Raw genomic sequence first — 22,611 nt, 5'->3', positions numbered from 1 at the left:
TGCGTATTACAGTTCGATGCGTTTTGCGCGCATGGCCGACCAGTCGCCGTCGATCGAGATCATCGCCACGGCGGTGATGCCGTTTTCCTTCAGATAATCGTTGATCGTGTCGCGGTTGATATCGGTGGCTTTCGACGCGGTCTGCTTCAGGTAAGCGATCCAGAGCGAACCCTTGTCGGCGAGGCGCTCCTTGGCCGCCGGCAGGTATTGCTCGAGGTCCTTGCGGTGCATGCAGAACATCATGATCACATCGAAGGGACCGTCGCCTTCCTGGATCAGCTCCTGGGGGAGCTGCGACACCACCGCCGGGTGGGCCCCGCCATTCATGATCAGCATGGATTTCGCATTACGCAAAAACATCCTGTCTGCAACTGTCTTTTCGCTCATGTGCTTTCCCTAAAAGAAGTTGGTGTCCCTGGGACACTGGCGGGGAGGCGTTCAATTTGATTTTACAAGCGATCCTCCAAAGGGCGGGGTTCGGGACGTGCTGTGCGCCACAGACCCTTACTTCAACAGGCCCGCCAACTCCACCGCCGTCTTCACCTGCATCTTGTCGAAAATATGCGCCCGGTGCACTTCCACGGTGCGCATGCTGATGCCCAGCTCGTCCGCCACGACCTTGTTCATCTTGCCCGCCAAAATCAGGTCCAGCACTTCGCGTTCGCGCGAGGACAGCGTGGCCAGGCGCGCCTGCACGGCGGCGGCGCTGGCGGCAGTGCGTGAAGCGGCCAGCGCCTGGTCGACGCGGTCCATCAGGTCGTTGTCATTGAAAGGTTTCTCGAAGAAATCGAAAGCGCCGCGCTTGAGCGAGTCGACCGCCATCGGCACCTCGCCGTGGCCGGTCAGGAAAATTACCGGCCAGCGCGCCAGCCAGCCGCGCCGGATGAGCTGGTCGAAGACGGCGATGCCATTCATGTCCGGCATGCGCACGTCGAGCAGCACGCAGTCGCCTTCCGGGTCGGGCGCGCCGGCGCCGTCGAGGAAGGCCTGGCCGCCGGGGTAGCCACGCGCCTCCAGCCCGCGCGACTGCGCCAGCCAGGCGAGGGCGTCGCGGATCACGTCTTCATCGTCGACGATATGCAGCATGCGGTCTCCGGGTTCTTTTCTTATGCGCTTATTGTAGCCCGGCCTCGGCCTTGGCCGCGGCCTCGAGTCGAGGCAGGCTGAAGCTGAAGACCGTGCCGCCGCCCGGATTCGGCGCGTGGGTGAGGGCGCCGCCGTGGAATTCGATGGCGGTGCGGCAGATCGACAGGCCCATGCCCATGCCTTCGGCCCGGGTCGAGAAGAAGGGCGAGAACAGGCGCGTGGCCACGTCGGGCGCGATGCCGTGGCCGTGATCGGTCACCGACACGGCCACCCGGGCCGCGTCGTAGGCGGCGCCGATGCGCAGGATGCGACGTTCCGGCGGCGCGGCGGTCATGGCTTCGATGGCGTTGCGCGTCAGGTTGAGCAGGACCTGTTCCAGCATCAGGCGGTCGGCCAGCACCGGCGGCAGCCCGGGCGGCAGCTGGACCTGGAGGGAGACCCTGGACTGGCGCGTCTGCAGCTCGATCAGGGCGCGCACGCCGTCGACGACGCTGGCGATCGTCACCGTTTCGCGCTTCGGTTCGCTCTTTCGCACGAACGCATGCACGCTGCCGATGATCTGGCCGGCGCGCTGGGCCTGCTGGCGCGCCTGTTCCAGCGCCCGCCGCAAAAGAAGCGGCTCGACCGGCACGCCCTTGTCGGCGCGGTCGAGCACGTTCAAAGCCCCGGCGGTGTAGCTGGAAATGGCGGCCAGCGGCTGGTTCAGCTCGTGCGCCAGCATCGACGAGATCTCGCCCATCGTCGCCAGGCGCGCGCCCGCTTCCAGCTTTTCCTGCTGCTGGCGGTTGAGTTCCTCGGCCTTCTTGCGGTCGGTGATGTCGAGGATCGAACTCATCCAGCCGGTCTGCTCTCCCTGGCTATCGACCAGCGGCGCCTCGAACACCAGCACCGGCACCCGCACCCCATCGGAACGCTGGAACACCGTCTCGAACTGGGGCGTGATGGTGCCGGCCAGGACGCTGGCGAAGCGTTCCTCGTACTCGCCCAGCGCTTCCGGCGCCCAGTAGGGCATCGGTGGCTTCCTGCCCAGCAGTTCTTCCGGCGCCAGCCCGACCATGTCGCAAAAAGCCTTGTTGACATAGGTGACGCGCCCCTCGAGGTCGCGCGCGCGCAGTCCCGTCATCAGCGAATTTTCCATCGCCGTGCGAAACGCCATCTGCTGGCGCAGCGCGGCTTCCGCCGCCAGCGTGCGCGAGATGTGGCGCCACAGGGCGAGCAGGCTCCACAGCAGTCCCAGCGCCAGCACCACGACCGAGCCGACCAGCAGGTTCGGCAGCAGGCGCGGCGCACCCTTGACGCTGTCGGTGACGAGCACGATCGAAGCGCCCGGCAGATCGAGCGCGCGGCGGTGGGTGTAGACGCCGCGCCCGGGACCGCCGGCGGCGCGCGTGGCCAGCGGCGCGTCGCTCCGGTCCACCAGGCTGAGCGCATTGTCCTGGGCGAACCACCACGGCACGGCTTCGTCCAGCAGCAGCTTGAGGTCATAGGTCGCGACCAGGCTGCCGGCATGAACGCCATCGCGAAACAGGGGCAGGACATAATCGACGAGGCCGGGAGATTGCCCCGTGGCGCCATACGGTTCGGTGTAGCGGCCGGCGCGCGTCAGGCGCGTGATCTCGTGGGTGTCGACCGCGTCCGCCTGCGGCTCGGTGGCCGCGCGCCCGGCGCCATGGCGGGCCAGCGGCGCGCCATCGGGACCGAGCCACAGCACGCGGCGCAGCTCAGGCCCGTTCTTGAACATCTGTGCGAAGCGCGCCTGCAGCGCCTCCGGCGAAGGCGGCTTGACCACCAGGTCGGCGCCGAGGGCGGCCAGCGCTTCCTCGCTGCGCGCGAGCTCGAAGCGCAGTGTCTGCTCGACCCATAAGGTGTCCGCAATCAATTGCTCTTGGCGCTCGGTGGCTTCCATCTGGCGCGCCTGCCACGGCAGCCAGAACAGCACGGCCAGGAACAGCAGGACAAGAAATACCGGCAGCATCCAGCGCACGGGGCGCGCGAGCCTGGCGCGGCGCGGCAGTGTGAGGGGATTCTTCATGCCTGTTCGTGGGAAAATAGTCGGGCTGGTAGTATGGCGAAATCCATCGTCGCACAGTTTCGGGTAGTGATCGATTACATGAAGAAAACAAACATGCGCAGGCTGCTCGTGGCTGCGGCCGCCGCGCTCGCGCTCGGCATGCCGATTGCGTCGGCGCAGGGGCCGATCGTCATCAAGTTCAGCCACGTCGTCGCGGTCGGCACGCCCAAGGGCCAGGCCGCCGAACGCTTCAAGCTGCTGGCCGAACAGGCCACGCGCGGCCGGGTGCGTGTCGAAGTGTATCCGAACAGCCAGCTCTACAAGGACAAGGAAGAACTCGAAGCCCTGCAACTGGGCGCCGTGCAGATGCTCGCGCCCTCGTTGGCGAAGTTCGGCCCGCTCGGCGTGCGCGAATTCGAAGCCTTCGACCTGCCATATATTTTCGCGTCGAAGGCAGCCCTGTACGCGGTGACCGAAGGCCCCATCGGCAAGCGCCTGCTCGACAAGCTCGAGCCGAAGGGCATTACCGGACTTGCCTATTGGGATAACGGCTTCAAGCACATGTCCGCGAACCGGCCGCTGCGCCTGCCCGCGGACTTGCGCGGCCTGCGCATGCGCATCCAGTCCTCGACCGTGCTCGACGCGCAAATGCGCGCCCTCGGCGCCCGGCCCCAGGTACTGGCCTTCTCCGAGGTCTACCCGGCGCTGCGGATGGGCCTGGTGGATGGCACCGAGAACCCGCCGTCGAACATGTACACCCAGAAAATGCACGAGGTGCAAGGCCACCTGACCGTGTCGAACCACGGCTACCTGGGCTATGCCGTCATCGTCAACAAAAAATTCTGGGACGGCTTGCCGGGCGACATCCGGCGCCAGCTCGAGCGGGCGATGGTCGAGGCGACCGCCTTCGAAAAAGCCATCGCCCAGCGCGACAATGACCTGGCGCTGGCGGCCATCCGCAAGGCCGGCAAGACGGCCATCCACCATCCGACGCCGCAGGAACAGGCCGCCTGGCGCCGTGCCTTGTTGCCGGTGCACCGGCAAATGGAAAACCGGATCGGCAAGGATTTGCTCGGCGCTATTTACAAGGAAACGGCAGACAGATAAATCCGTCCTGTGGCGGCGAAACCTCGCCCATGCCCGATTTTCATAAACCGTATATAAAAATCTATTCTCTGTCGGTACAGTTGCGTTATGATTGGGCGTTGTCGGCACCAGAACAGTGCATGACGCCCGGACACACGTCTTGGGGAGGGCAGAAAAAAACGGTAGTCCATACCGCAGAAGCATGTGAGGAGACTCACGTCTGACAGAAGTCGTTGGCATGCCAAACGACCGGGACGTGGACAGATTGAAGCGCACCTTTGGGTGCGCTTTTTTTTTCGTTGGTGCAGCAGCGCCGCGAGTAGTAAACTGCGCCTATGACGACACAACAAGGCAGCGAGCTGTTTTCCGCCATCGTGGCGGCCCCGTTCGGCGCGATCGGCATCCGCACCGAAGGCGAACGGCTGCGCGAGATGGTTTACCTGCAGCCGCGCTTCGAGGAAAAAGACGCCGCCAACGCGGTCGCCGAACTGGCCGCGCGCCAGGTCGAGCGCTACCTGCTCGACCCCGACTTCCGCTTCGACTTGCCGCTGTTCGAGGCCGGCAGCGCGTACCAGAAGCGGGTATGGGAAGCGATCAGCGCCATTCCGCGCGGCACGGTGCTGACCTATGGCAGGATCGCCAAGAATATCGGTTCGGCCCCGCGCGCGGTCGGCCAGGCTTGCGGCGCCAACTGGTTCCCGCTGATCATCCCCTGCCACCGCGTTACCGCCGCCGGCGGCCTCGGCGGCTTTTCCAACAACGACGACGAAAACGGCTTTCACCTCGCGGTGAAACGCTGGCTGCTGCGCCACGAAGGCGCGACCGCATCTCCATGGCAGCAGCAAGCGATCTGGGACTGATCGACGAGTTCTGCGACACCCTGTGGCTGGAGCAGGGCCTGGCAAAGAACTCGCTCGACGCCTACCGGCGCGACATGCGCCTGTTTTCGGCCTGGCTGGAAGCGAAGCGGCCCGGGCGCGGCCTGCTCGGCGTCGCCCCGGAAGACCTGGCCGGCTATTTCGCCGAACGCCATCCCGACACTAAGCCGAGCACGGCCAACCGGCGCCTGTCCGTCCTCAAGCGCTTCTACGCGCTGGCGCTGCGGCGCAACGCCGTGCTTGAGGATCCCTGCCTCAAGATGGCCACCGCGCGCCAGCCGGCGCGCTTCGTGCACACGCTCACCGAGAGCCAGGTCGAAGCCTTGCTGGCCGCGCCCGACGTCGCCACGCCGCTCGGTCTGCGCGAACGCACCATGCTCGAACTGATGTATGCCAGCGGCTTGCGCGTGTCGGAACTGGTGGCGCTCAAGATCGTCGAACTGAGCCTCAATGACGGCGTGCTGCGCGTGACCGGCAAGGGCGCCAAGACACGGCTGGTGCCGTTCGGGGGCGAAGCGCGCCAATGGATCGAACGCTACCTGAAGGATGCGCGCGGCATCATCCTCGCCGGGCAGGTCGACGACGCCCTGTTCGTGACCGGCCGCGGCGGGCCGATGACGCGCCAGATGTTCTGGGTGCTGATCAAAAAGCATGCCCTCAAGGCCGGCATCCGGGCGCCGCTGTCGCCGCACACCCTGCGCCACGCGTTCGCCACCCACCTGCTGAACCATGGCGCTGACCTGCGCGTGGTGCAACTTCTCCTGGGACACTCGGACATTTCCACCACACAGATTTATACCCATGTTGCGCGCGAACGCCTGAAGCACCTGCATGCGGCACATCATCCACGTGGTTAATTCAAATTTGTAAAGCTTAACTGCGTCATAATAGCTTCCGCACCAATCCAATCAAGCACACGAGGTAATCATGGCCAAAACCAACTTCAGTTACGAGAAGCGGCAACGGGAACTGGAAAAGAAGCGCAAGACCGAAGAAAAAGCCCGGCGCAAAGCAGAAGCGAAGAACACGCCGGGCGGAGCAGGGGATGAACCGGCGGAGGGGAATGAGGCCGGGGTTGACGCCGAGGTCGAGGCCGATACGGATGCGCAGGAGACACAGGCGCAATCGTGATGTTGGGTGGGCACTCGTGCCCACCCTGGGTCATTTGACCACCACCGGCACGGCATCGACAAACTGCTCGTGCCCCTTCGCCAGCCAGCGCCGCACGCGCTTGCCGAAGCTGTCGAGGTAGCTGTAGGCCACCGGCACCACCACCAGCGTCAATAAGGTCGAGGTAATCACGCCGCCGATCACGGCGCGTCCCATCGGCGCTTGCGTTTCGCCGCCGTCGCCGGCGCCTATCGCCATCGGCAGCATGCCGAAGATCATCGCCAGCGTTGTCATCAGGATCGGGCGCAGACGCACTTGTCCCGCTTCCAGGATCGCCGCGAACTGGGCCTTGCCTTCACGCTGGCCGTGGTTGGCGAAGTCCACCAGCAGGATCGCATTTTTTGTGACCAGCCCCATCAGCATCACCACCCCGATCACCGAAAACACGTTCAGGGTGCTGCCCGTCGCCAGCAGCGCCAGCAGCACGCCGATGAGCGACATCGGCAGCGACATCATGATCGCCACCGGCTGCAGGAAGCTGCCGAATTGCGAGGCCAGCACCAGGTAGATGAAGATAATCGCAATCACGATCGCGGAGCCGAAATTGGCCATCGTCTCGGCCATCTGCTGGGCGTCGCCGCCGACGTCGAAGCGCACGCCTTCGGGCAGCTCGATGCCGTCCATCGCCTTCTTGATGTCGCTGTTGACGTCGCCCGAGGGCCGCCCTTCGATACCTGCGTAAATCGCCACGCGCCGCTCGAGCGCCTGGCGCTTGAGCACTTGCGGGCTGAACGAGGGCACGAAGTCGACCACCTGGCGCAGCGGCACCATGATCGGGTTGCCGGCCGCATCGATCCGCGAGGAGGCCAGCGACAGGTCGGCCAGGTCGGCCACCTTCTGCCGTCCGCTCCTCGGCAATTGCACGTTCACTTCATAGTTCTGACCATCCGGCGCCAGCCACTGGCTGACCTGGTCGCCGCCGACAAACGGACGCAGCGCCGCGCCGACCTGCGCCACCGACAAGCCGAGGTCGCTGGCCAGCTCGTTGTTGATCTTGACGACGGTGGCCGGGTTGGCGCCTTCCTGGCTGTATTCGATGTCGGCCACGCCCTTGATGGCCCGCATCTTGTCCATCAGCTTGTGCGCGGCGGCGTCCAGCTTGGCTTCGTCGCGTCCGAGGATGGCGATGAAGATCGGCTTGTTCCCGACCGACATCGTGATGCCGGCAATCGACGCCAGACGGGCGCGGATCACGGACTCCATCTCTTCCTGCGAGCGGCGTCCGGTCTTTTTCACGTCGGTCAGTTTCAGCACGACCTGGGCGCTGTTGTGGCCTTCGTAGACGCCGATGGCGCTGCTGATCGCCTCGACTTCCTTGAACTCGCCGAGCGTCTGTTCGACCTGTTTTACTTTGCCGTCGGTATAGGCCAGGCTCGAGCCGACCGGGGTTTTGAAGCGCATCTCGATGAAGCCGTTGTCGGTCTTCGGTGCGAACTCGCCGCCGATCAAAGGAATCAGGAACAGGCTGCCGACAAAAATCCCCAGCGCCAGGGCCAGCGTCGCTTTCCGCCAGCGCAGGGCCAGCGCCAGCACGCGCCCATACCAGCCGTGCACGTGCTCGATGCCGACCTCGATCTTCGCCATCAGGCGGCCCAGCCAGGGCAGGTATTTGAAACGGTCCTGCACCGGATCCGGCCAGACCGAGGACAGCATCGGGTCCAGCGTGAAGCTGACAAACAGCGACACCAGCACGGCCACCGCCACCGTCACCCCGAACTGCAGGAAGAAGCGGCCGATGATGCCGTCCATGAAGGCGATCGGCACGAACACGGCGACGATGGCAAAGGTGGTGGCCATCACGGCCAGGCCGATTTCGCTGGTGCCTTCTTCGGCCGCGCGCAGGTGGCTCTTGCCCATGCCGAGGTGGCGCACGATGTTTTCGCGCACCACGATGGCGTCGTCGATCAACAGGCCAATGCACAGCGACAGCGCCATCAGCGTCAGGAAATTCAGGGTGAAACCGAAGTAGCGCATCGCGATGAAACTGGCCAGCACCGAGATCGGCAGCGTCAGCCCCGTGATCACCGTGCTGCGCCAGGAATGCAGGAACAGGAACACGATCACCATGGTCAGCAGCGCGCCTTCGATGATGGTGCGCTTGACGTTGTCGAGCTGCTGCTGGACGGTGGTGGACTGGTCGTCCATGACGCGGAACTGGACGTCCGCCGGCATCGTTTTCTTCAGCGCTTCCACCATCTTGATGATGCCGGTGCCGACCTGCACCGTGTTCGCATCCTGCACCTTGGTGATGTCGAGCGAGATGGCGCGCACGCCATTCACGCGCGAGATCGAGGTTTCCTCGCGCTCGCCGTCCACGACATCGGCCACCTGCGACAGGTAGACCGGGCCGCTGGCGCGGCGCGCGACGATGATGTTGTTGAACTCGCGGGCATCCTTCATCTTGCCCTCGACCCGCACCAGGCGCTCGCTGGCGCCGTACTGCAGGTTGCCGGCCGGGAGGTTGGCATTGGTGGCCTGGATCGCGCGCAGCACTTCGTCGATGCCGATGTTCTGGCTGCGCAGCTGCTCCGGTTTCACATGCACCAGGATCTGGCGCCGCGCGACGCCGCCGGTACGCACTTCGCCGACGCCGGCCACGCTTTGCAGGCGCTTCACGATCACCTGCTCGGCCAGCGTGGAGAGGGCGCGCATGTCGCGCGCGGTGGAGGTGACGGACAGGCGCACGATCGGCTGCTGGTTCTCGCCGTCGGCGCGGATCACGAACGGTTCCTTGACCTCTTTCGGGAAGCCCGGGCGTACCCGCGCCACCTTGTCGCGCAGGTCCTGCATCGCCTTGTCCATGTCGGTGGCGATGTGGAATTCGATGCCGACGCCGCTGCGGCCTTCCCAGGAATTGCTGCGGATATTCTTGATGCCGCTGACGGTGTTGATGGCTTCTTCCATCGGCCGCGTGACGTCGTTCTCGACCTGCTCGGGCGAGGCCCCGGGATACTGGGTCTCGACCCAGGCATGGGGAATCTCGACGTTGGGCATGCTTTCCACGCCCAGGGTACGGTAGGAAAACAGGCCGAGCACCATCAGGCCGACCATGACCATGGTCGCAAAAACCGGGTGGCGGATGCTGACGCGCGTGATCCACATGGCTCAGTCCTTCCTGGCGAGCACGACCGGGCTCTGTGTCACGGCCAGCTTCACCGCGCTGCCCGGCTTGACGCCGTCGAGCGGCACCGCCAGCAGCACGGCGCCGGCGTCCAGGCCGGCGGTCACCTCGGCGAGGCCTTCGTCCTCGCTGCGCATGCCCAGCCGCACCGGCTGCGCCACCACCTTGCCGCCATCGACCCGGTAGACCACATCGACGGCGCCGTCCTTGCGCAGCGCCGCCAGCGGCACCAGCGGACGGGCGCCGGACTTGTCGACCGTGATGTCGCCTTTCGCGAACATGCCGGCGCGCAGCAGCCCGTCGGTATTGGCGACGCTGACATACACCAGCATCGAGCGCGAACCCGCTTCGGTGGCCGGGTTGATGCGCGCGACCCTGCCGGAAAATTCTCTGGCCGCGAAGCCATCGACCTTGAAGCGCACCTCCTGCCCGACCCGCACGCGCGGGATGTCGGAGGCCGGGACCTGGGCGTCGAGGGTCAGCTGCTGCAGGTCGACGATCGCCATCACCGGACTGTCGGGCGAGAGCTTTTCGCCGGCCTGCACGAAACGCTTGCTGACCACGCCCGACAGCGGCGCGCGGATCACGGTGTCGTTCAGGGCGATGCGCGCCAGCTCGAGCTGGGCGCGCGCGCCGTCGACTGCCGCCTGCGCCAGTTCGACGCTGCTGCGGGTAGTGTCGAAGGAATTTTGCGAAATGTATTTTTGCTCGAGCAGGGCGCGGCTGTTGGCTTCGTTTTTCGTCGCCAGGCTCAGCCGTGCGGTCGCTTCCTTCAGCATGGCGGCCTGTTGGGCGACCCTGGCGCGGGCGTCGGCGCCATCCAGGCGCGCGATGACCTGGCCGGCGGTGACCGTCATGCCTTCGCGTACGGTCGTTTCCAGCACCACGCCCGAGACCTTCGACTTGACGGTGGCCTGGGCCAGCGGCGCAAGCGAGCCCGACAGCGGCAAGCGCAGGGCCAGCGCGCGCGCCTCGACCGTGACGACGTCGTCCCGGGCCAGTTCGAACACGGTCGGCTTGGCCGCCTTGGCCGCTTTGGCGTCCTGCACCGGCGGCCCCGCGTTCTTGCCCTGCCACGCAAACCAGCCGCCGCCGGCCAGCGCGGCCAGCGCCAGCGCAATCGCGGGTTTCACCCAGCGGCGCCGGGTGGAAGGGGAAGGCGCCGCAGCGGGCGGCAGGGTGTCGATTTTCATGGCGGCCCTTGTTGTATGTTGTTGGGAGCACGGGAAACGGTTCAGCAGGAGGCGCGCGCGTGCTCCGTCTGGGGAAGAGTCGGAGCTCCGGGCGCATGGTAGGGACTATAGAAATCGACCAGGGTGAACGCCATCGGAATGCGACAAGCAGGCGTTTACGGACGCTGAAGTGCAGGAAAGGCCGACCGGATGCCGGCCTGGCCTGTGACGCTTATGCATTGCTCATAAGTTTGTGCGCGCGCAAACGCGGGTATGCTGGCAGCATCAAGAATGAGGTGCAAGAATGAGACTTTACGGCGTATCACGCACCGTCGTTTCATTCGAGAAAAGGATTTCTTGTGAGCAGCGAAATGTCCGAGCCGCCGTGGTCCGCATTCCCCGGCGGCCCTGCGCGCGAGGCGCTCGATTGGTTGTATCGTTTCGTGGCCGCAATCGAATTCAGCCCCGCGGTGGCCGTGCACAGCCAGGACCGCAACGGCGTCGTCCGCTTCTGGAACCATGCTTGCGCCGATCTGCTCGGCATTCCTGCCAGCGAGGCAATCGGCCGGCCTTTCACCAGCCTCGTCAAGCACATCGGCATGGAAAGCGAATTCGACGATACCATCGAGGGCGTCTGGCGCACCGGTGAACCGGTCAAGGCGCACGAATGGCATGTCGAGCTGCGCGACGGGCGCCGCCTTTGGCTGCATTCGAGCCATTTCCCGGTGCCGGGGGAGGGCGACGGTCACCCGGAGACCCGCCAGGTATTCTGCATGGAAATCGACGTCACCGCCCTCAAGGAACTCGAGGAGTCGCTGCGCCGCGCCAGCCAGGTCTTCGACCATGCGGTGGACGCCATCCTGCTGGTCGATCGCAATCACCGCGTGCTGGCCGCGAACCGCGCCTATACCGCGCTGACCGGTTACCGCGCCGAGGAAGCCGTCGGCGCATCGCTCCCGAACCTGAAGCTGGGCGTGCCCGACGGCGCCTACTGCGACCGCCTACGCGACCATCTCGACGGCCACCGCCACTGGGAAGGGGAGCTGTGGGGGACGCGGCGCGACGGCAGCACCATTCCGATCCGCGCGGCGATGTCGTCCATCGTGGACGAAGCAGGCGCCATGACCGGGTACATGATGATGTTGTCGGACATTACCGAACGGCGCCGCGCCGTCGAGCAGGCGCGCCACCAGGCCGAGCACGACGCGCTGACCGGCTTGCCGAACCGCATCTTGTTCATGGACCGGCTCGAGCAGGCGCTGGCTGCGTTCACCCGCCAGGGCCGCCAGTTCGCGCTCATGTTCATCGACCTCGACCATTTCAAGGCGATCAACGACAACCATGGCCATGACGCCGGCGACCAGGTGCTGCAGGAAATGGCGAAGCGGCTGCGGCGCTGCGTGCGGCGGATCGATACCGTCAGCCGGCTGGGCGGCGACGAGTTCGTTGTCCTGCTGGCCGACATCGGCACCGTCGACCAGGAGGCCCATGTCGCCCACGTGGCCGAGACCGTCCTGCAGGCGGTGGCGCGGCCGGTCGAGAACGGCGACAAGCAGGCAAGCGCGCAAATGAGCCTGTCGGTGTCGATCGGCATGGCCCTCTGCCCGGGCGATGGCACCGATGCGAAAACCCTGCTGCGCCATGCGGATGTGGCGATGTACCACGCCAAGCAAAGCGGCCGCAACGCCTTCCACTTCTTCAGTCCCGAGATGCATGCCCGCGTGCAGGAGCGGGTCGAGACGGAAAAGCGCTTGCGCCGCGCCCTGGCGCACGGCGAGTTCGAACTCGAATACCAGCCCGAGATCGAGCTTGCCAGTGGCCGCACGGTGGCCTTCGAAGCGCTGCTGCGCTGGCGCGACCCCGAGCGTGGACGGCTGCTGCCGGAAGCCTTTATTGCCGCCGCCGAGGAGTCCGGCCTGATCGTGCCGATCGGCGAATGGGTGCTGCGCGAAGCCTGCCAGCAGGCACGGCGCTGGCGCGACGCCGGCTTCCCGGTGGTGGTGGCGGTGAACCTCTCGAACGTCCAGTTCTGCCATGACCAGCTGCTCAGCCATGTCGACGCCGCCTTGCGCGAGTCCAGCCTGGCGCCGGAATTCCTCGACCTGGAAATCACCGAACACGCCATTATGAAAGCCGACGCCGCCACGCTCGCCACCATCCACAGCCTGCGCGAACGCGGCGTGCAATTGACCATCGACGACTTCGGCACCGGCCTGTCCAGCCTCTCGCAGCTGCGCCATTTCCCATTGTCAAAACTGAAGATCGACAACAGCTTTGTCGACGACATCGTCAACGCGCCGGAAGCCGCGGCGGTGATTCCGGCGATCATCGCCCTGGCCCACAGCCTGAAGCTGCGCGTGGTGGCCGAAGGGGTGGAGACGCAAGCGCAGCTGCAGTATCTGCAGCAGCACGGCTGCGACGAATACCAGGGCTTTTTTTCAGCTCGCCAGGGAGCGCTCTAAAGCCCGGATTCCATGAGGCCGTGGCTTTCATCGTAGAGGCGGATGCGCGCCAGCACCTGGCCGTGGTCGGAGGCTTCCGGCAGCGCCAGGTCGAGGTGGTCGTTCAGGTAGATCACATCCACCACTTCGCCGATGGCGCCGGGCAGCGCGCCGTTGAATTCTTCCGACACCAGGATGTGGTCGATGGTCGAATAGTGGCCCTCGTGCACGCTGGAGAAGCCGAGGTGGCGCGCATGGTCGGCCCGGCGCTGCACCTGGCTGGCATCGTACAGGCGGTCGCCGAGCGGGGTGCCGGCGCCCAGGACGATGCTGGTGGTGACCGAATCGGCGACGTCGTTGAAGTCGCCCAGCACCACGCGCGCACGCCGGTTGGCGCGGCCCATTTCGGTCAGCAGCACGCGCAGGGCGGCGGCCTCGGTGCCGCGCCGGATCAGCGAGCGCAGGCAGGCGAGGGCGTACAGGGCGGGGTCTTCGCCGGTGTCGCCGGTGCGGTAGTCGGGGCGGCGCGACTTCAAATGCACCACCACCACGTCGACCGACACGTCGGCCGAGACGGTGACGACGGCATGCAGCGGCGCCCGGGTGAAGCGGGCGGCATCGCGGCTGCCCGGCGGCAGTTCGATCCCGCGCGGAAAGTCAACCATTGCCTGCATCGACTCCGCCTGCCTGGCGAGCGGCAGGCGCGAGACCAGGGCCACGCTCGGCGTCAGGCGCAGCGCGGCCGGGTCCGGGTTGAAGCCGAGGTGGAAAGCTTCGCGATAGCGCGCGGTGCGCGCCAGTACTTCCTTTAGCGTTGCCTGCGAAAAGATCTCCTGGAAGCCGATGACGTCGGCATCGAGCAGGTCGAGCTGGTGCGCCGTCCAGTTCAGCTTGGCCTCGTATTCGGCCTCTGTCGTGGGCTGCAGGTTGTCGTACAGCTTGACGCCGGGCGGGGCCAGGTTGCATACGTTAAAGGTGGCAAAGCGTATTTCTTGCTGCATAATAGAAACCCTTTATTCCAGTGTTTAGCGTATCACGCATGGCAAAGAAAGAGCACGTGTCCGAGACACCCGCCACCGGGTTGCTGCGCAAGGAAGGCGTGGCTTTTACCGAGCATCCGTATGCCTATGAAGAACATGGGGGCACCGCCGTTTCCTCCCAGGCACTCGGGGTAGCCGAACATGCGGTCGTCAAGACGCTGGTGATGCAGGACGAGGCGGCCCGGCCCCTGATCGTGCTGATGCACGGCGACCGCAAGGTGTCGACCAAGGAACTGGCGCGCCAGATCGGCTGCAAGAAGGTCGAACCCTGCAAGCCGGACGTGGCCCAGCGCCACTCGGGCTACATGATTGGCGGCACCTCGCCCTTCGGCACGCGCAAGGCGCTGCCGGTATATGTCGAGGAATCGATCCTGGAGATCGACAAAATCTACATCAACGGCGGCCGGCGCGGCTACCTGGTCGGCATCGCTCCCGGCGTGCTGGTCGAGGTGCTTGGCGCCCGACCGGTGCGCTGCGCCCTGGCCGACTGAAGGTCTGCTCCTGGCTTCTGGCGCTATCTTCCCTCCCTGCGCTGGTGTATATTCACGAGCCCGCCAGAGGGACATAACAGAGAGACAAGAATATGAACACCGTGCTTTTCACCATTGCCGCCTATTTGATCGGCTCGATTTCCTTTGCCGTCGTGATGAGCCGCGTGTTCGGCCTGTCCGACCCGCGCACCTACGGCTCGAAGAACCCGGGCGCGACCAATGTGCTGCGCAGCGGCAGCAAGAAGGCGGCCATCGCAACCCTGGTCGGCGACGGCGCCAAGGGCTGGCTGGCGGTGTGGCTGGCGATCAAGGTCGGTCCGCAATACGGCATTGACGACGCCGGCGTGGCGCTGGTCGCGATCGCCGTTTTCCTGGGCCACCTGTGGCCGGTATTCTTCCGCTTCGTCGGCGGCAAGGGCGTGGCCACCGCGCTCGGCGTGCTGCTCGGCCTGAACGTCTGGCTCGGCCTGGCAACGCTGGTGACCTGGGTGGTCGTGGCTTACGCGTTCCGCTATTCGTCGCTGGCCGCACTGGTCGCCGCGATCTTCGCCCCGTTCTACTACGGCCTGCTGTTCGGCGTGGACGAGATCCTGTTCGCCGTCCTCGCCATGTGCGCGCTGCTGATATGGCGCCACAGCGCCAACATCGGCAATCTCATCGCCGGCAAGGAATCGCGCATCGGCAGCAAAGCCAACGGCGCTAAAAAGAAGTAGGGTGGGCGGCTCGTAATTCAGGCCCCCAGCCTGAATTACCGCACGCGTTCAACCAGCTCAAGAATAGCCGCGCAATGGCCCTGGTTGATTCTTCTCCAAGCACCCCCACATACCGCCAAAGCCCGCGCACCCTGCGCCGGCATTCCCATGGAAGGCGGTGCCCCTGTGAGCAAACAATTGCGGATTGATTTCGTGTCGGACGTGTCGTGCCCGTGGTGCGTGATCGGCCTCAAATCGCTGGAGCAGGCGCTCGAACGCGTCGCCCCCGATGTCGTCGCCGAGCTCCATTTCCAGCCCTTCGAACTGAACCCCAAGATGGGTCCCGAAGGCCAGGACATCGTCGAGCACATCACCGAAAAATACGGCGCGACGCTCGAGCAGCAGATCGCCTCGCGCGAGATGATCCGCCAGCGCGGCGAAGCGGCCGGCTTCACCTTCGACATGGCCCGCCGCGGCCGCATCTATAACACCTTCGACGCCCATCGCCTGCTGCACTGGGCCGAGACCCAGGGCCGCCAGCATGCGCTGAAACTGGCCCTGTTCGAAGCCTATTTCACCCAGGCCGAAGACCCGAGTTCGCGCGAGCTGCTGGTGCGCGTGGCGGGCCAGGTCGGCCTCGACACGGCCGAAGCCCAACGCATCCTCGAGAGCGGCGAGTACGCCGACGACGTGCGCGCGGCAGAACAGTTCTTCCAGCGCGCCGGCATCAACGCGGTGCCGGCCGTCGTCATCAACGGGCGCCACCTGATCTCGGGCGGCCAGCCGCCGGAAGTGTTCGAGCGGGCGCTGCGCGAGATCGCGGCGCAGGGCGAATCGCCGTCGATGTGATCGGGTAGGGTGGGCATCCCGTGCCCACGCGGGATGCTGCACTCAGCTATCCGACCCCGGCAGCAAATCCAGCACCACCGGCTGGTGGTCCGAAGCCGCCGTCTCGGACTGCACCTCGACCGCCGCCACGCGCGGCACCAGGTCTTCGGTCACGAAAAAATAATCGTAGCAGTCCGGCCTGGCGGGCCAGGGATAGCCATGCAGCCCGGTGGTGGGCGCGTGGCCCTGACCGGGGTGGCAGGCGCTCCAGGCGTCGACCAGGCCAAGGGCGCCGTCAATACCCGGCGCCAGCCAGGCCTGGTAGTCGTCGGCGCCGGGCGCCATGTTGAAATCGCCGCAGTACACCGCCGACGCGGGCCGCAGGCCGAGCTGGAAGGGCGGATCGAGTTCGGGGTCGAGCGCGAAGCCCTGCGCACGCGTACAGGCTTCGGCATGCAGTTCCCTCAGCCTGCGTACCTGGGCCATCCTTTGCAGCGGCGAATAGTATTCCAGGTGCGTGGTCACCAGGCGCAGCTTGGCGCCGGGCGCATCGAGCACGACTTCGGTCGCGCCGCGCGGCATGCCCGGCGGGCTGCCTGGCTCGAGCGGCCAGGGCAGCATGTGGCGCTGCGCCTGGGTGATGCGGTATTTCGAGAGGATCAGGTTGCCAAACAGGCGGGGGACATTGTTGCGGTAGATCTCGCTGGGCGCGTGCTCGATCGCGTGGTAACCGCCAAACGCGCCTGCCAGTTGCTTGAACTGGTTGGCGCTCGCGCTGCCTTCGAGTTCCGGGTGATTCGCCGCCACTTCCTGCAGGCAGATAACGTCGGGGTTCAGTCTGCGCAGCACGTCGATGATAGCGTGGATGCGGATGCGCCCGTCCTTCCCACAGCCCCAGTGAATGTTCCAACTAACAACCCGCATGTAGGCCTCCGAAAACTGAACCGCCCGATATTGCCACCGTTTGGCACGCTGCGGTCACACGGTAGGATCGGTGTCAGCCTTGCAAGTTCACACCTGCCGTGCGCCGATCCTTACGCCGCTTCCAGCTCGTCGAGCGGCCAGCGCGGGCGTACATTGAAGGCGTAATCGCGGGTGGCGAGCGCTGGATTCTTTTGCAGGCGCAGGGCGCCGGCGAACGCGATCATGGCGCCGTTATCGGTGCAGAACTCGAGCTCCGGATAGAACACGCGGAACTTGCGCTTGTCGGCCGCCGCATTGAGCGAAGCGCGCAGCTGCGCGTTGGCGCCGACGCCGCCGGCGATCACGAGGCGTTTCAGTCCCGTGTGGCGCAGCGCGTTGACGCATTTTGCGGTGAGCACGTCGACGATCGCATCGACGAAGCCGCGCGCGATGTTCGCCTTGTCCTGCTCGCAGATGTTGGCGATCACCTTCTCTTCGTGGTTCTTCACCACCGTGAGCACGGCCGTTTTCAGGCCCGAAAAGCTGAAATTGAAATCCTTCGAATGCAGCATCGGGCGCGGCAGGGTGTAGGCGGCAGGGTCGCCGAATTCGGCCAGGCGCGAGATCGCCGGTCCGCCCGGATAGCCCAGGCCGAGCAGCTTGGCCGACTTGTCGAAGGCTTCGCCGGCGGCGTCGTCCAGGGTTTCGCCAAGCAGCGTGTAGCGGCCGACGCCGTCGACCCGCATCAGCTGGGTGTGCCCGCCCGACACCAGCAGGGCGATGAACGGAAAGCCCGGGCGATCCGCGGCCAGCAGCGGCGACAGCAGGTGCCCTTCCAGGTGATGCACGCCCAGCACCGGCTTGTCGAGCGCCAGCGCCAGGCTGCAGGCGACCGAGGAGCCGACCAGCAGCGCGCCGGCCAGGCCGGGACCCTGGGTGTAGGCAATGGCGTCGATGTCGGACTTGTCGATGCCGGCCCGGGCCAGGGTTTGCTCGAGCAGGGGCAGGGCGCGCCGGATATGGTCGCGCGAGGCGAGTTCGGGCACCACGCCGCCGTACTCCTCGTGCATCGCAACCTGCGAATGCAGGGCATGGGACAGCAGGCCGCGCTCGGTATCGTACAGAGCCAGGCCGGTTTCATCGCAGGAGGATTCGACGCCGAGAACAATCATGGGAAATAAAGAAGGGGAAAGCGGAAGAGGGCATTGTAAAGCAGTATAAAAAATGGCGGCCAGCGCCGCCATTTCCTCACCACGAACAGCAGGCGGATGTCACGGACGCTGCATCAGCTCGCGGTGCGCATTGCGCAGCATCGTCGCCGTATCTTCCCAGGCGATGCAGCCATCGGTCACCGAGCAGCCGTACTTCAGCTGGGTCAGGTCCGCGGGGATCGGCTGGTTGCCGCTGACGATGTTCGACTCGATCATCACGCCCACCAGCGAACGGTTGCCATGCTTGATCTGCTGGATCACGTCCGACATCACCAGCGGCTGCAGCTCGGGCTTCTTATAGCTGTTGGCGTGCGAGCAGTCGACCACCAGGTTGGCCGGCAATCCGGCTTTCGTCAGGGCCTGTTCGGCGATGGTGACGGAGACCGAATCGTAGTTCGGACGGTCGCCGCCGCCGCGCAGCACGACATGGCCATACGCGTTGCCGCGCGTGCGCACGATCGACACCGCCCCCTTGTCGTTGATACCCAAAAACGCATGCGGGTTGGCCGACGACAGTACCGCATTGATCGCGATGCTGATGTCGCCGTCGGTGCCGTTCTTGAAGCCGACCGGCGTCGACAGGCCCGAGGACATTTCGCGGTGGGTCTGCGATTCGGTGGTGCGCGCACCGATCGCGGTCCAGGCAATCAGGTCGCCCAGGTATTGCGGCGAGATCGGGTCGAGCGCCTCGGTGGCGGTCGGCAGGCCCAGTTCGCAGACGTCGATCAGGAACTGGCGCGCGCGCTGCATGCCGACGTCGACCTGGAACGAATCGTCCATGAACGGATCGTTGATATAGCCCTTCCAGCCGGTGGTGGTGCGCGGCTTCTCGAAGTACACGCGCATCACCAGCAGCATCGTCTCGGCCACCTCCTCCTGCAGCTGCTTCAGGCGGCGCGCGTAATCGAGGCCGGCTTCGGGGTCGTGGATCGAGCACGGCCCGACGACCACGAACATGCGCTTGTCCTTGCGGTCGAGGATGTCGCGTAGGGAGGCGCGGCCGGCCATCACGTTGGTGAACGCGAGTTCGGACAGCGGCAGCCTGGCGTGCAGCTCGCTTGGCGTAGGCATTTTGCCAAACGAGGTAACGTTGGTATTTTCGATATCGGGGGTGATCTGCATGGGGCGGTCCGTGGGCTGGGTCTGATCGATGAGTGTAGCGCCATTTGTGCTGCCTTGCACCATTCCCTGTCAAAATCCCCGATGTCGGCCAGGGGCTGGCCGGTGTAAGCTTATGCCATGCATAACCAGATCCCACCCCCATCCGAATCGGCATTACCCTCCTTCCCCGCGGCCGCCTACATCAAGGAGATCGGCCGTGGCGTCAAGGGTGCGCGCAGCATGTCGCGCGCCGATGCCGCCCTGCTGTATGCAGCGATGCTCGAAGGCCGCGTGTCCGACCTCGAACTGGGCGCGATCCTGCTCGCCATGCGCATCAAGGGCGAGTCCGTCGACGAGCTGGCTGGCTTCATGGAGGCGGCCGAAGCCTCGTTCGCGCCCCTGCCGAGCCCCCCGGGCGATTACGCGCCGGTGCTCATCCCGAGCTACAACGGCGCCCGTAAATTGGCCAACCTGACGCCGCTGCTGGCGCTGCTGCTGGCGCGCGAAGGTGTGCCGACCCTGGTGCATGGGGTGCAGGCCGATCCGGGACGCGTCACCAGCGCCGAGATCCTGGCTGAAATGGGCCTGGCGCCGGCCGCCACCAGCGTCGACCTGGCCGATGCCTTCGCCGCGCGCCGCCCCGCCTTCATGCCGATCGAGACGCTTGCGCCGCGTTTGGCCTGGATGCTGTCGCTGCGGCGTATCCTCGGCGTGCGCAATTCCACGCATACCCTGGTCAAGATCCTGCAACCCTTCGAAGGCGCCGCCCTGCGGCTGGTCTCCTACACCCACCCGGAATACCTGCAGACGCTGGGCGAATATTTCACTACGGACGCGCCGCGCGACAGGGGCGACGCCTTCCTGATGCGCGGCACCGAAGGCGAAACCGTGGCCAACCCGCACCGCGCCCAGCAGATCGACTGGTTCCACCATGGGCAGCGCACCCTGCTGGTCGAGCGCGACGCCCCGGCCGATGCCCTGGCACAGGTACCCGAGGCGCGCGACGCAGCGGCAACGGCTGCCTGGATAGCGGGCGCCCTGCGCGGCGAGCTGCCCGTGCCGCCTTCAATCCTGGCGCAGGTGGCTGCTTGCGTAAAAGCGGCGCGCGCTCTGCGCGCCTGAACGACATCGGCATACGGGCGTCGGCGAACGCCCGGCCTTTCCTCTCCTGCCGCCCATTCGCGGGCAACGCATCCTCTTTTAGCCCAGCAACGTTTGCTTTTGCGCAAACGGCTCCGTCTTGTCCATGGGAATAATGATCTTTGGCAAAAAGCCGCAACTTGCTTTATTGCACTATGGAAAAACGATACCGCAAGGCAACGAGATTGGTGTCCACACCAACATCAACGCGTTCGGTGGCTTGATCAGACAAGTCCGGCTTCACGGGCCGGTCCTCCAAAAATTTCAAGGATGACTAGCATGACCAAGAACACCCGCTTCACTTCGCATGGTTTCCGCCTGGCCGTCCTGGCGCTGGCAATCGCCGGGTCCGGTAGCGCCATGGCTGCGACCACCACCGCCAGCGCCACCGGCACCATCATCTCGCCAATCAACATCACCAAGGCCGTTGATCTGGTCTTCGGCAACCTCGCCCCGAGCGCCGCGGCTGGCACGGTCACGCTGACACCGGGCGGAGGCCTGACCGCAGACGCCAACGTGACTATCATTGCCGGCGTGGCGCCCGCCGCAGCGCGGTTTGACGTCAGCGGCCAGGCCGGCCTGGGCTATTCGATCAGCGTCACCGGAGGTCCGTTGACCAGCGGCGGGAACTCGATGACGTTCACCCCGGTGAGCGACCTGACCGGCGGTACGATCACCAGCGGTAACGTGACTGCGGGCATGCTGTCCGCTGGCGGCACCCAGAGCATCTTCGTCGGTGGCGTGCTGAGTGTCGGCGCCACCCAGGCGCCCGGCAGCTACACCGGCACCATCACGGCACTGGTCAACTACAACTAAGAGCCCGGGTAGCGGCGCAAGCCGTTATTGAACATGCTGGTATTTCGCTGCCGTTCCTCCAGGTTCGCACGCATCGCGAGCATCGCCATCCTGGCGATGCTCGCGCTTCCCGTGCGCGATGCGCTCGCCCAGCAGGTTGTCGTGCTGAGCAATACCCGGGGCCTCGATTTCGGCCGCTTCGTCGCCGCCAGCGGCGGCACCATTGTGCTGAGCCCCGCCGGCCTGCGTTCGCGTACCGGTGGCGTGGTGCTGCTCAATTCCCCGAATGCCGGGCAGGCTGTGTTCAATGTCAACAAGAGCGCCAATGGCAGCAATAACAGGGCTGTCATCGTGACCCTGCCCGCCAACGGCAGTATCCGCCTGACCAGCGGCGCCAACAGCATGGCGATCGGCAGCTTCACGCGCACTCCCGCCACGACGACCATCACGATCCCGAACGGCGGCACGATCCTTTCGGTCGGCGCAACGCTCACCGTGGCGCCCAACCAGGCGCCGGGTAGCTATACCGGCTCCTTCCCCGTGACCGTCAATTACCAGTAATCAGCGCAAGGACAATTTTATGGCTTACTTCCCGTTCGCACCCGTTTCCGCCGCACGCCTGGTGCGGGGCTGCGTGCTTGCCGCGCTGCTGCTGGCGCCCTTCCTGCCGGCGCGTGCGGACCTGATGCTGCACCCGACGCGCATCGTGTTCGACAAGAGCGCGCGTGCCGCCCAGATCGAGCTGATCAACAAGGGCAGCAAGCCGGCCAGCTACCGGATCTCGCTGGTGAACCGCCGCATGACCGAGCTTGGCCAGTTCGAGACGGCCGACAGCGCGCAGGACGGCGAGTGCTTCGCCGACGAGATGCTGCGCTATTCGCCGCGCCAGGTCACCCTGCAACCGGGAACGGCCCAGACCGTGCGCGTGATGTTGCGCAAACCGGCCGAGCTGGCCGACGGCGAGTACCGTTCGCACCTGCAGTTCGACAAGCTGCCCGATGTCGAGGGCAATGCCAGCATCGAGAACCAGGGCGCCGGCGCCGGCGGCATCGGCGTGGTGATGAACGCCCTGGTGGGCGCGTCGGTCCCGATCATTGTGCGTCATGGCGCCGTGGACGCCGGCGTCAAGCTGGCGGAGCTGGCCTTGAGCCGGGACGAGGCCAAGCGCCCGATGCTTGCGCTGCAATTCCAGCGCGAGGGCGCCAGCTCGGTATATGGCGATGTCAGCGTCGTCTTCACACCCAGGAATGGCAAGCCTTCGGTCCTGGCGCAGATAGGCGGCATCGCCGTCTACACGCCGAACCGCGTGCGCAAGGCAACGCTGCCTCTGCAGCTGCCTGCCGGCCTGGCGCTGGCCGCAGGCACGCTCGAGGTCAGCTACCGCGACCGGCCCGAGGCCGGCGGCAAGCTGCTGGCGCAGGCCAGCCTGAACCTGCCGTGAGGGC

21 protein-coding genes are annotated in these 22,611 nt (G+C 65.6%); 12 read left to right on the top strand and 9 right to left on the bottom strand.

Features of this window, described 5'->3' with window-relative positions:
* Nucleotides 1–6 precede the first annotated feature (6 nt).
* From AC56KZ_RS08795 to AC56KZ_RS08785, 3 genes are all read right to left on the bottom strand, one after another.
* Nucleotides 7–336 carry a DUF3052 family protein gene (locus tag AC56KZ_RS08795; protein WP_497161771.1) on the bottom strand — a complete coding sequence of 110 codons (330 nt, stop codon included), beginning with the start codon at nucleotides 334–336 and terminating at the stop codon, nucleotides 7–9.
* A gap of 168 nt (nucleotides 337–504) precedes the next feature.
* Nucleotides 505–1,086 (bottom strand): response regulator transcription factor, encoded by a 582-nt coding sequence (locus tag AC56KZ_RS08790; protein WP_497161770.1) that lies wholly within the window; start codon nucleotides 1,084–1,086, stop codon nucleotides 505–507.
* A 28-nt stretch (nucleotides 1,087–1,114) separates the two neighbouring features.
* On the bottom strand, nucleotides 1,115–3,118 hold the full coding sequence (locus AC56KZ_RS08785) for a sensor histidine kinase (RefSeq protein ID WP_497161769.1): 2,004 nt from the start codon (nucleotides 3,116–3,118) through the stop codon (nucleotides 1,115–1,117).
* A gap of 93 nt (nucleotides 3,119–3,211) precedes the next feature.
* Here AC56KZ_RS08785 and AC56KZ_RS08780 point away from each other — a divergent pair, with 93 nt between their 5' ends.
* The 4 genes from AC56KZ_RS08780 to AC56KZ_RS08765 all read left to right on the top strand — a co-directional run bounded on the left by AC56KZ_RS08780 (nucleotide 3,212) and on the right by AC56KZ_RS08765 (nucleotide 6,192).
* Nucleotides 3,212–4,204, top strand: coding sequence for a TRAP transporter substrate-binding protein (locus tag AC56KZ_RS08780; RefSeq protein WP_497161768.1), 993 nt, complete (start codon nucleotides 3,212–3,214; stop codon nucleotides 4,202–4,204).
* Nucleotides 4,205–4,518: 314 nt separating this feature from the next.
* Nucleotides 4,519–5,043: a methylated-DNA--[protein]-cysteine S-methyltransferase gene (locus AC56KZ_RS08775; RefSeq protein ID WP_497161767.1), complete on the top strand. Its 525-nt coding sequence runs from the start codon at nucleotides 4,519–4,521 to the stop codon at nucleotides 5,041–5,043.
* Nucleotides 5,016–5,918: a site-specific tyrosine recombinase XerD gene (gene xerD / locus AC56KZ_RS08770; protein ID WP_497161766.1), complete on the top strand. Its 903-nt coding sequence runs from the start codon at nucleotides 5,016–5,018 to the stop codon at nucleotides 5,916–5,918. The genes AC56KZ_RS08775 and xerD overlap by 28 nt, the downstream gene beginning before the upstream one ends.
* Before the next feature lie 70 nt (nucleotides 5,919–5,988).
* On the top strand, nucleotides 5,989–6,192 hold the full coding sequence (locus tag AC56KZ_RS08765; protein WP_497161765.1) for a hypothetical protein: 204 nt from the start codon (nucleotides 5,989–5,991) through the stop codon (nucleotides 6,190–6,192).
* A 30-nt stretch (nucleotides 6,193–6,222) separates the two neighbouring features.
* Here the strand turns inward: AC56KZ_RS08765 and AC56KZ_RS08760 are convergent, their stop codons facing one another.
* Together AC56KZ_RS08760 and AC56KZ_RS08755 are read right to left on the bottom strand one after the other, a co-directional pair.
* Nucleotides 6,223–9,333, bottom strand: coding sequence for an efflux RND transporter permease subunit (locus AC56KZ_RS08760; RefSeq protein WP_497161764.1), 3,111 nt, complete (start codon nucleotides 9,331–9,333; stop codon nucleotides 6,223–6,225).
* A 3-nt stretch (nucleotides 9,334–9,336) separates the two neighbouring features.
* On the bottom strand, nucleotides 9,337–10,545 hold the full coding sequence (locus AC56KZ_RS08755) for an efflux RND transporter periplasmic adaptor subunit (protein ID WP_497161763.1): 1,209 nt from the start codon (nucleotides 10,543–10,545) through the stop codon (nucleotides 9,337–9,339).
* Nucleotides 10,546–10,883: 338 nt separating this feature from the next.
* On the opposite strand from AC56KZ_RS08755, the gene AC56KZ_RS08750 reads away from it, so the two are divergent.
* Nucleotides 10,884–12,986 carry a putative bifunctional diguanylate cyclase/phosphodiesterase gene (locus AC56KZ_RS08750; RefSeq protein ID WP_497161762.1) on the top strand — a complete coding sequence of 701 codons (2,103 nt, stop codon included), beginning with the start codon at nucleotides 10,884–10,886 and terminating at the stop codon, nucleotides 12,984–12,986.
* On the opposite strand, the gene AC56KZ_RS08745 is transcribed toward AC56KZ_RS08750, so the two are convergent.
* Nucleotides 12,983–13,966, bottom strand: coding sequence for an endonuclease/exonuclease/phosphatase family protein (locus AC56KZ_RS08745; protein WP_497161761.1), 984 nt, complete (start codon nucleotides 13,964–13,966; stop codon nucleotides 12,983–12,985). The genes AC56KZ_RS08750 and AC56KZ_RS08745 overlap by 4 nt on opposite strands.
* Nucleotides 13,967–14,004: 38 nt before the next feature.
* Between AC56KZ_RS08745 and ybaK the strand changes: the two genes are divergently transcribed.
* The 3 genes from ybaK to AC56KZ_RS08730 all read left to right on the top strand — a co-directional run bounded on the left by ybaK (nucleotide 14,005) and on the right by AC56KZ_RS08730 (nucleotide 16,037).
* Complete coding sequence (gene ybaK, locus AC56KZ_RS08740) at nucleotides 14,005–14,496, top strand: Cys-tRNA(Pro) deacylase (protein ID WP_497161760.1); 492 nt, start codon at nucleotides 14,005–14,007, stop codon at nucleotides 14,494–14,496.
* Nucleotides 14,497–14,588: 92 nt separating this feature from the next.
* Nucleotides 14,589–15,209: a glycerol-3-phosphate 1-O-acyltransferase PlsY gene (gene plsY / locus AC56KZ_RS08735; RefSeq protein ID WP_497161759.1), complete on the top strand. Its 621-nt coding sequence runs from the start codon at nucleotides 14,589–14,591 to the stop codon at nucleotides 15,207–15,209.
* 165 nt (nucleotides 15,210–15,374) lie between these two features.
* Nucleotides 15,375–16,037, top strand: coding sequence for a DsbA family oxidoreductase (locus tag AC56KZ_RS08730; RefSeq protein WP_497161758.1), 663 nt, complete (start codon nucleotides 15,375–15,377; stop codon nucleotides 16,035–16,037).
* Between the two features lie 42 nt (nucleotides 16,038–16,079).
* Here AC56KZ_RS08730 and AC56KZ_RS08725 read toward each other — a convergent pair whose 3' ends face one another.
* The 3 genes from AC56KZ_RS08725 to AC56KZ_RS08715 form a co-directional block, all read right to left on the bottom strand.
* Nucleotides 16,080–16,940: an endonuclease/exonuclease/phosphatase family protein gene (locus AC56KZ_RS08725; protein ID WP_497161757.1), complete on the bottom strand. Its 861-nt coding sequence runs from the start codon at nucleotides 16,938–16,940 to the stop codon at nucleotides 16,080–16,082.
* 110 nt (nucleotides 16,941–17,050) lie between these two features.
* On the bottom strand, nucleotides 17,051–18,091 hold the full coding sequence (tsaD, locus tag AC56KZ_RS08720; RefSeq protein ID WP_497161756.1) for a tRNA (adenosine(37)-N6)-threonylcarbamoyltransferase complex transferase subunit TsaD: 1,041 nt from the start codon (nucleotides 18,089–18,091) through the stop codon (nucleotides 17,051–17,053).
* A 99-nt stretch (nucleotides 18,092–18,190) separates the two neighbouring features.
* Nucleotides 18,191–19,252, bottom strand: coding sequence for a 3-deoxy-7-phosphoheptulonate synthase (locus tag AC56KZ_RS08715; protein ID WP_497161755.1), 1,062 nt, complete (start codon nucleotides 19,250–19,252; stop codon nucleotides 18,191–18,193).
* Nucleotides 19,253–19,369: 117 nt separating this feature from the next.
* On the opposite strand from AC56KZ_RS08715, the gene ybiB reads away from it, so the two are divergent.
* The 4 genes from ybiB (at nucleotide 19,370) to AC56KZ_RS08695 (ending at nucleotide 22,607) form a co-directional block, all read left to right on the top strand.
* A complete protein-coding gene (gene ybiB / locus AC56KZ_RS08710) occupies nucleotides 19,370–20,353 on the top strand; it encodes a DNA-binding protein YbiB (RefSeq protein ID WP_497161754.1) in 984 nt (327 codons plus the stop codon).
* Between the two features lie 297 nt (nucleotides 20,354–20,650).
* The gene (locus AC56KZ_RS08705) at nucleotides 20,651–21,187 is read left to right on the top strand and encodes a DUF4402 domain-containing protein (protein WP_497161753.1); all 537 of its coding nucleotides are present in this window, start codon (nucleotides 20,651–20,653) and stop codon (nucleotides 21,185–21,187) included.
* A 33-nt stretch (nucleotides 21,188–21,220) separates the two neighbouring features.
* Nucleotides 21,221–21,727, top strand: coding sequence for a DUF4402 domain-containing protein (locus tag AC56KZ_RS08700; protein WP_497161752.1), 507 nt, complete (start codon nucleotides 21,221–21,223; stop codon nucleotides 21,725–21,727).
* Nucleotides 21,728–21,746: 19 nt separating this feature from the next.
* Nucleotides 21,747–22,607 carry a fimbrial biogenesis chaperone gene (locus AC56KZ_RS08695; RefSeq protein ID WP_497161751.1) on the top strand — a complete coding sequence of 287 codons (861 nt, stop codon included), beginning with the start codon at nucleotides 21,747–21,749 and terminating at the stop codon, nucleotides 22,605–22,607.
* Nucleotides 22,608–22,611 lie beyond the last annotated feature (4 nt).

Source organism: Telluria sp. LT2P34 (assembly GCF_059685915.1).
This window is presented reverse-complemented; position numbering and strand designations above follow the sequence as displayed.

Excerpts from the sequence above, each read along its gene's own strand:
- AC56KZ_RS08695 (WP_497161751.1), top strand. The coding sequence starts at position 21,747 with ATGGCTTACTTCCCGTTCGCACCCGTTTCCGCCGCACGCCTGGTGCGG.
- AC56KZ_RS08700 (WP_497161752.1), top strand. The coding sequence starts at position 21,221 with ATGCTGGTATTTCGCTGCCGTTCCTCCAGGTTCGCACGCATCGCGAGC.
- AC56KZ_RS08785 (WP_497161769.1), bottom strand. The coding sequence starts at position 3,118 with ATGAAGAATCCCCTCACACTGCCGCGCCGCGCCAGGCTCGCGCGCCCC.
- AC56KZ_RS08755 (WP_497161763.1), bottom strand. The coding sequence starts at position 10,545 with ATGAAAATCGACACCCTGCCGCCCGCTGCGGCGCCTTCCCCTTCCACC.
- ybiB (WP_497161754.1), top strand. The coding sequence starts at position 19,370 with ATGCATAACCAGATCCCACCCCCATCCGAATCGGCATTACCCTCCTTC.
- xerD (WP_497161766.1), top strand. The coding sequence starts at position 5,016 with ATGGCAGCAGCAAGCGATCTGGGACTGATCGACGAGTTCTGCGACACC.
- plsY (WP_497161759.1), top strand. The coding sequence starts at position 14,589 with ATGAACACCGTGCTTTTCACCATTGCCGCCTATTTGATCGGCTCGATT.
- AC56KZ_RS08775 (WP_497161767.1), top strand. The coding sequence starts at position 4,519 with ATGACGACACAACAAGGCAGCGAGCTGTTTTCCGCCATCGTGGCGGCC.
- AC56KZ_RS08780 (WP_497161768.1), top strand. The coding sequence starts at position 3,212 with ATGCGCAGGCTGCTCGTGGCTGCGGCCGCCGCGCTCGCGCTCGGCATG.
- AC56KZ_RS08705 (WP_497161753.1), top strand. The coding sequence starts at position 20,651 with ATGACCAAGAACACCCGCTTCACTTCGCATGGTTTCCGCCTGGCCGTC.
- AC56KZ_RS08745 (WP_497161761.1), bottom strand. The coding sequence starts at position 13,966 with ATGCAGCAAGAAATACGCTTTGCCACCTTTAACGTATGCAACCTGGCC.
- AC56KZ_RS08725 (WP_497161757.1), bottom strand. The coding sequence starts at position 16,940 with ATGCGGGTTGTTAGTTGGAACATTCACTGGGGCTGTGGGAAGGACGGG.
- tsaD (WP_497161756.1), bottom strand. The coding sequence starts at position 18,091 with ATGATTGTTCTCGGCGTCGAATCCTCCTGCGATGAAACCGGCCTGGCT.
- ybaK (WP_497161760.1), top strand. The coding sequence starts at position 14,005 with ATGGCAAAGAAAGAGCACGTGTCCGAGACACCCGCCACCGGGTTGCTG.
- AC56KZ_RS08790 (WP_497161770.1), bottom strand. The coding sequence starts at position 1,086 with ATGCTGCATATCGTCGACGATGAAGACGTGATCCGCGACGCCCTCGCC.
- AC56KZ_RS08760 (WP_497161764.1), bottom strand. The coding sequence starts at position 9,333 with ATGTGGATCACGCGCGTCAGCATCCGCCACCCGGTTTTTGCGACCATG.
- AC56KZ_RS08765 (WP_497161765.1), top strand. The coding sequence starts at position 5,989 with ATGGCCAAAACCAACTTCAGTTACGAGAAGCGGCAACGGGAACTGGAA.
- AC56KZ_RS08715 (WP_497161755.1), bottom strand. The coding sequence starts at position 19,252 with ATGCAGATCACCCCCGATATCGAAAATACCAACGTTACCTCGTTTGGC.
- AC56KZ_RS08795 (WP_497161771.1), bottom strand. The coding sequence starts at position 336 with ATGCTGATCATGAATGGCGGGGCCCACCCGGCGGTGGTGTCGCAGCTC.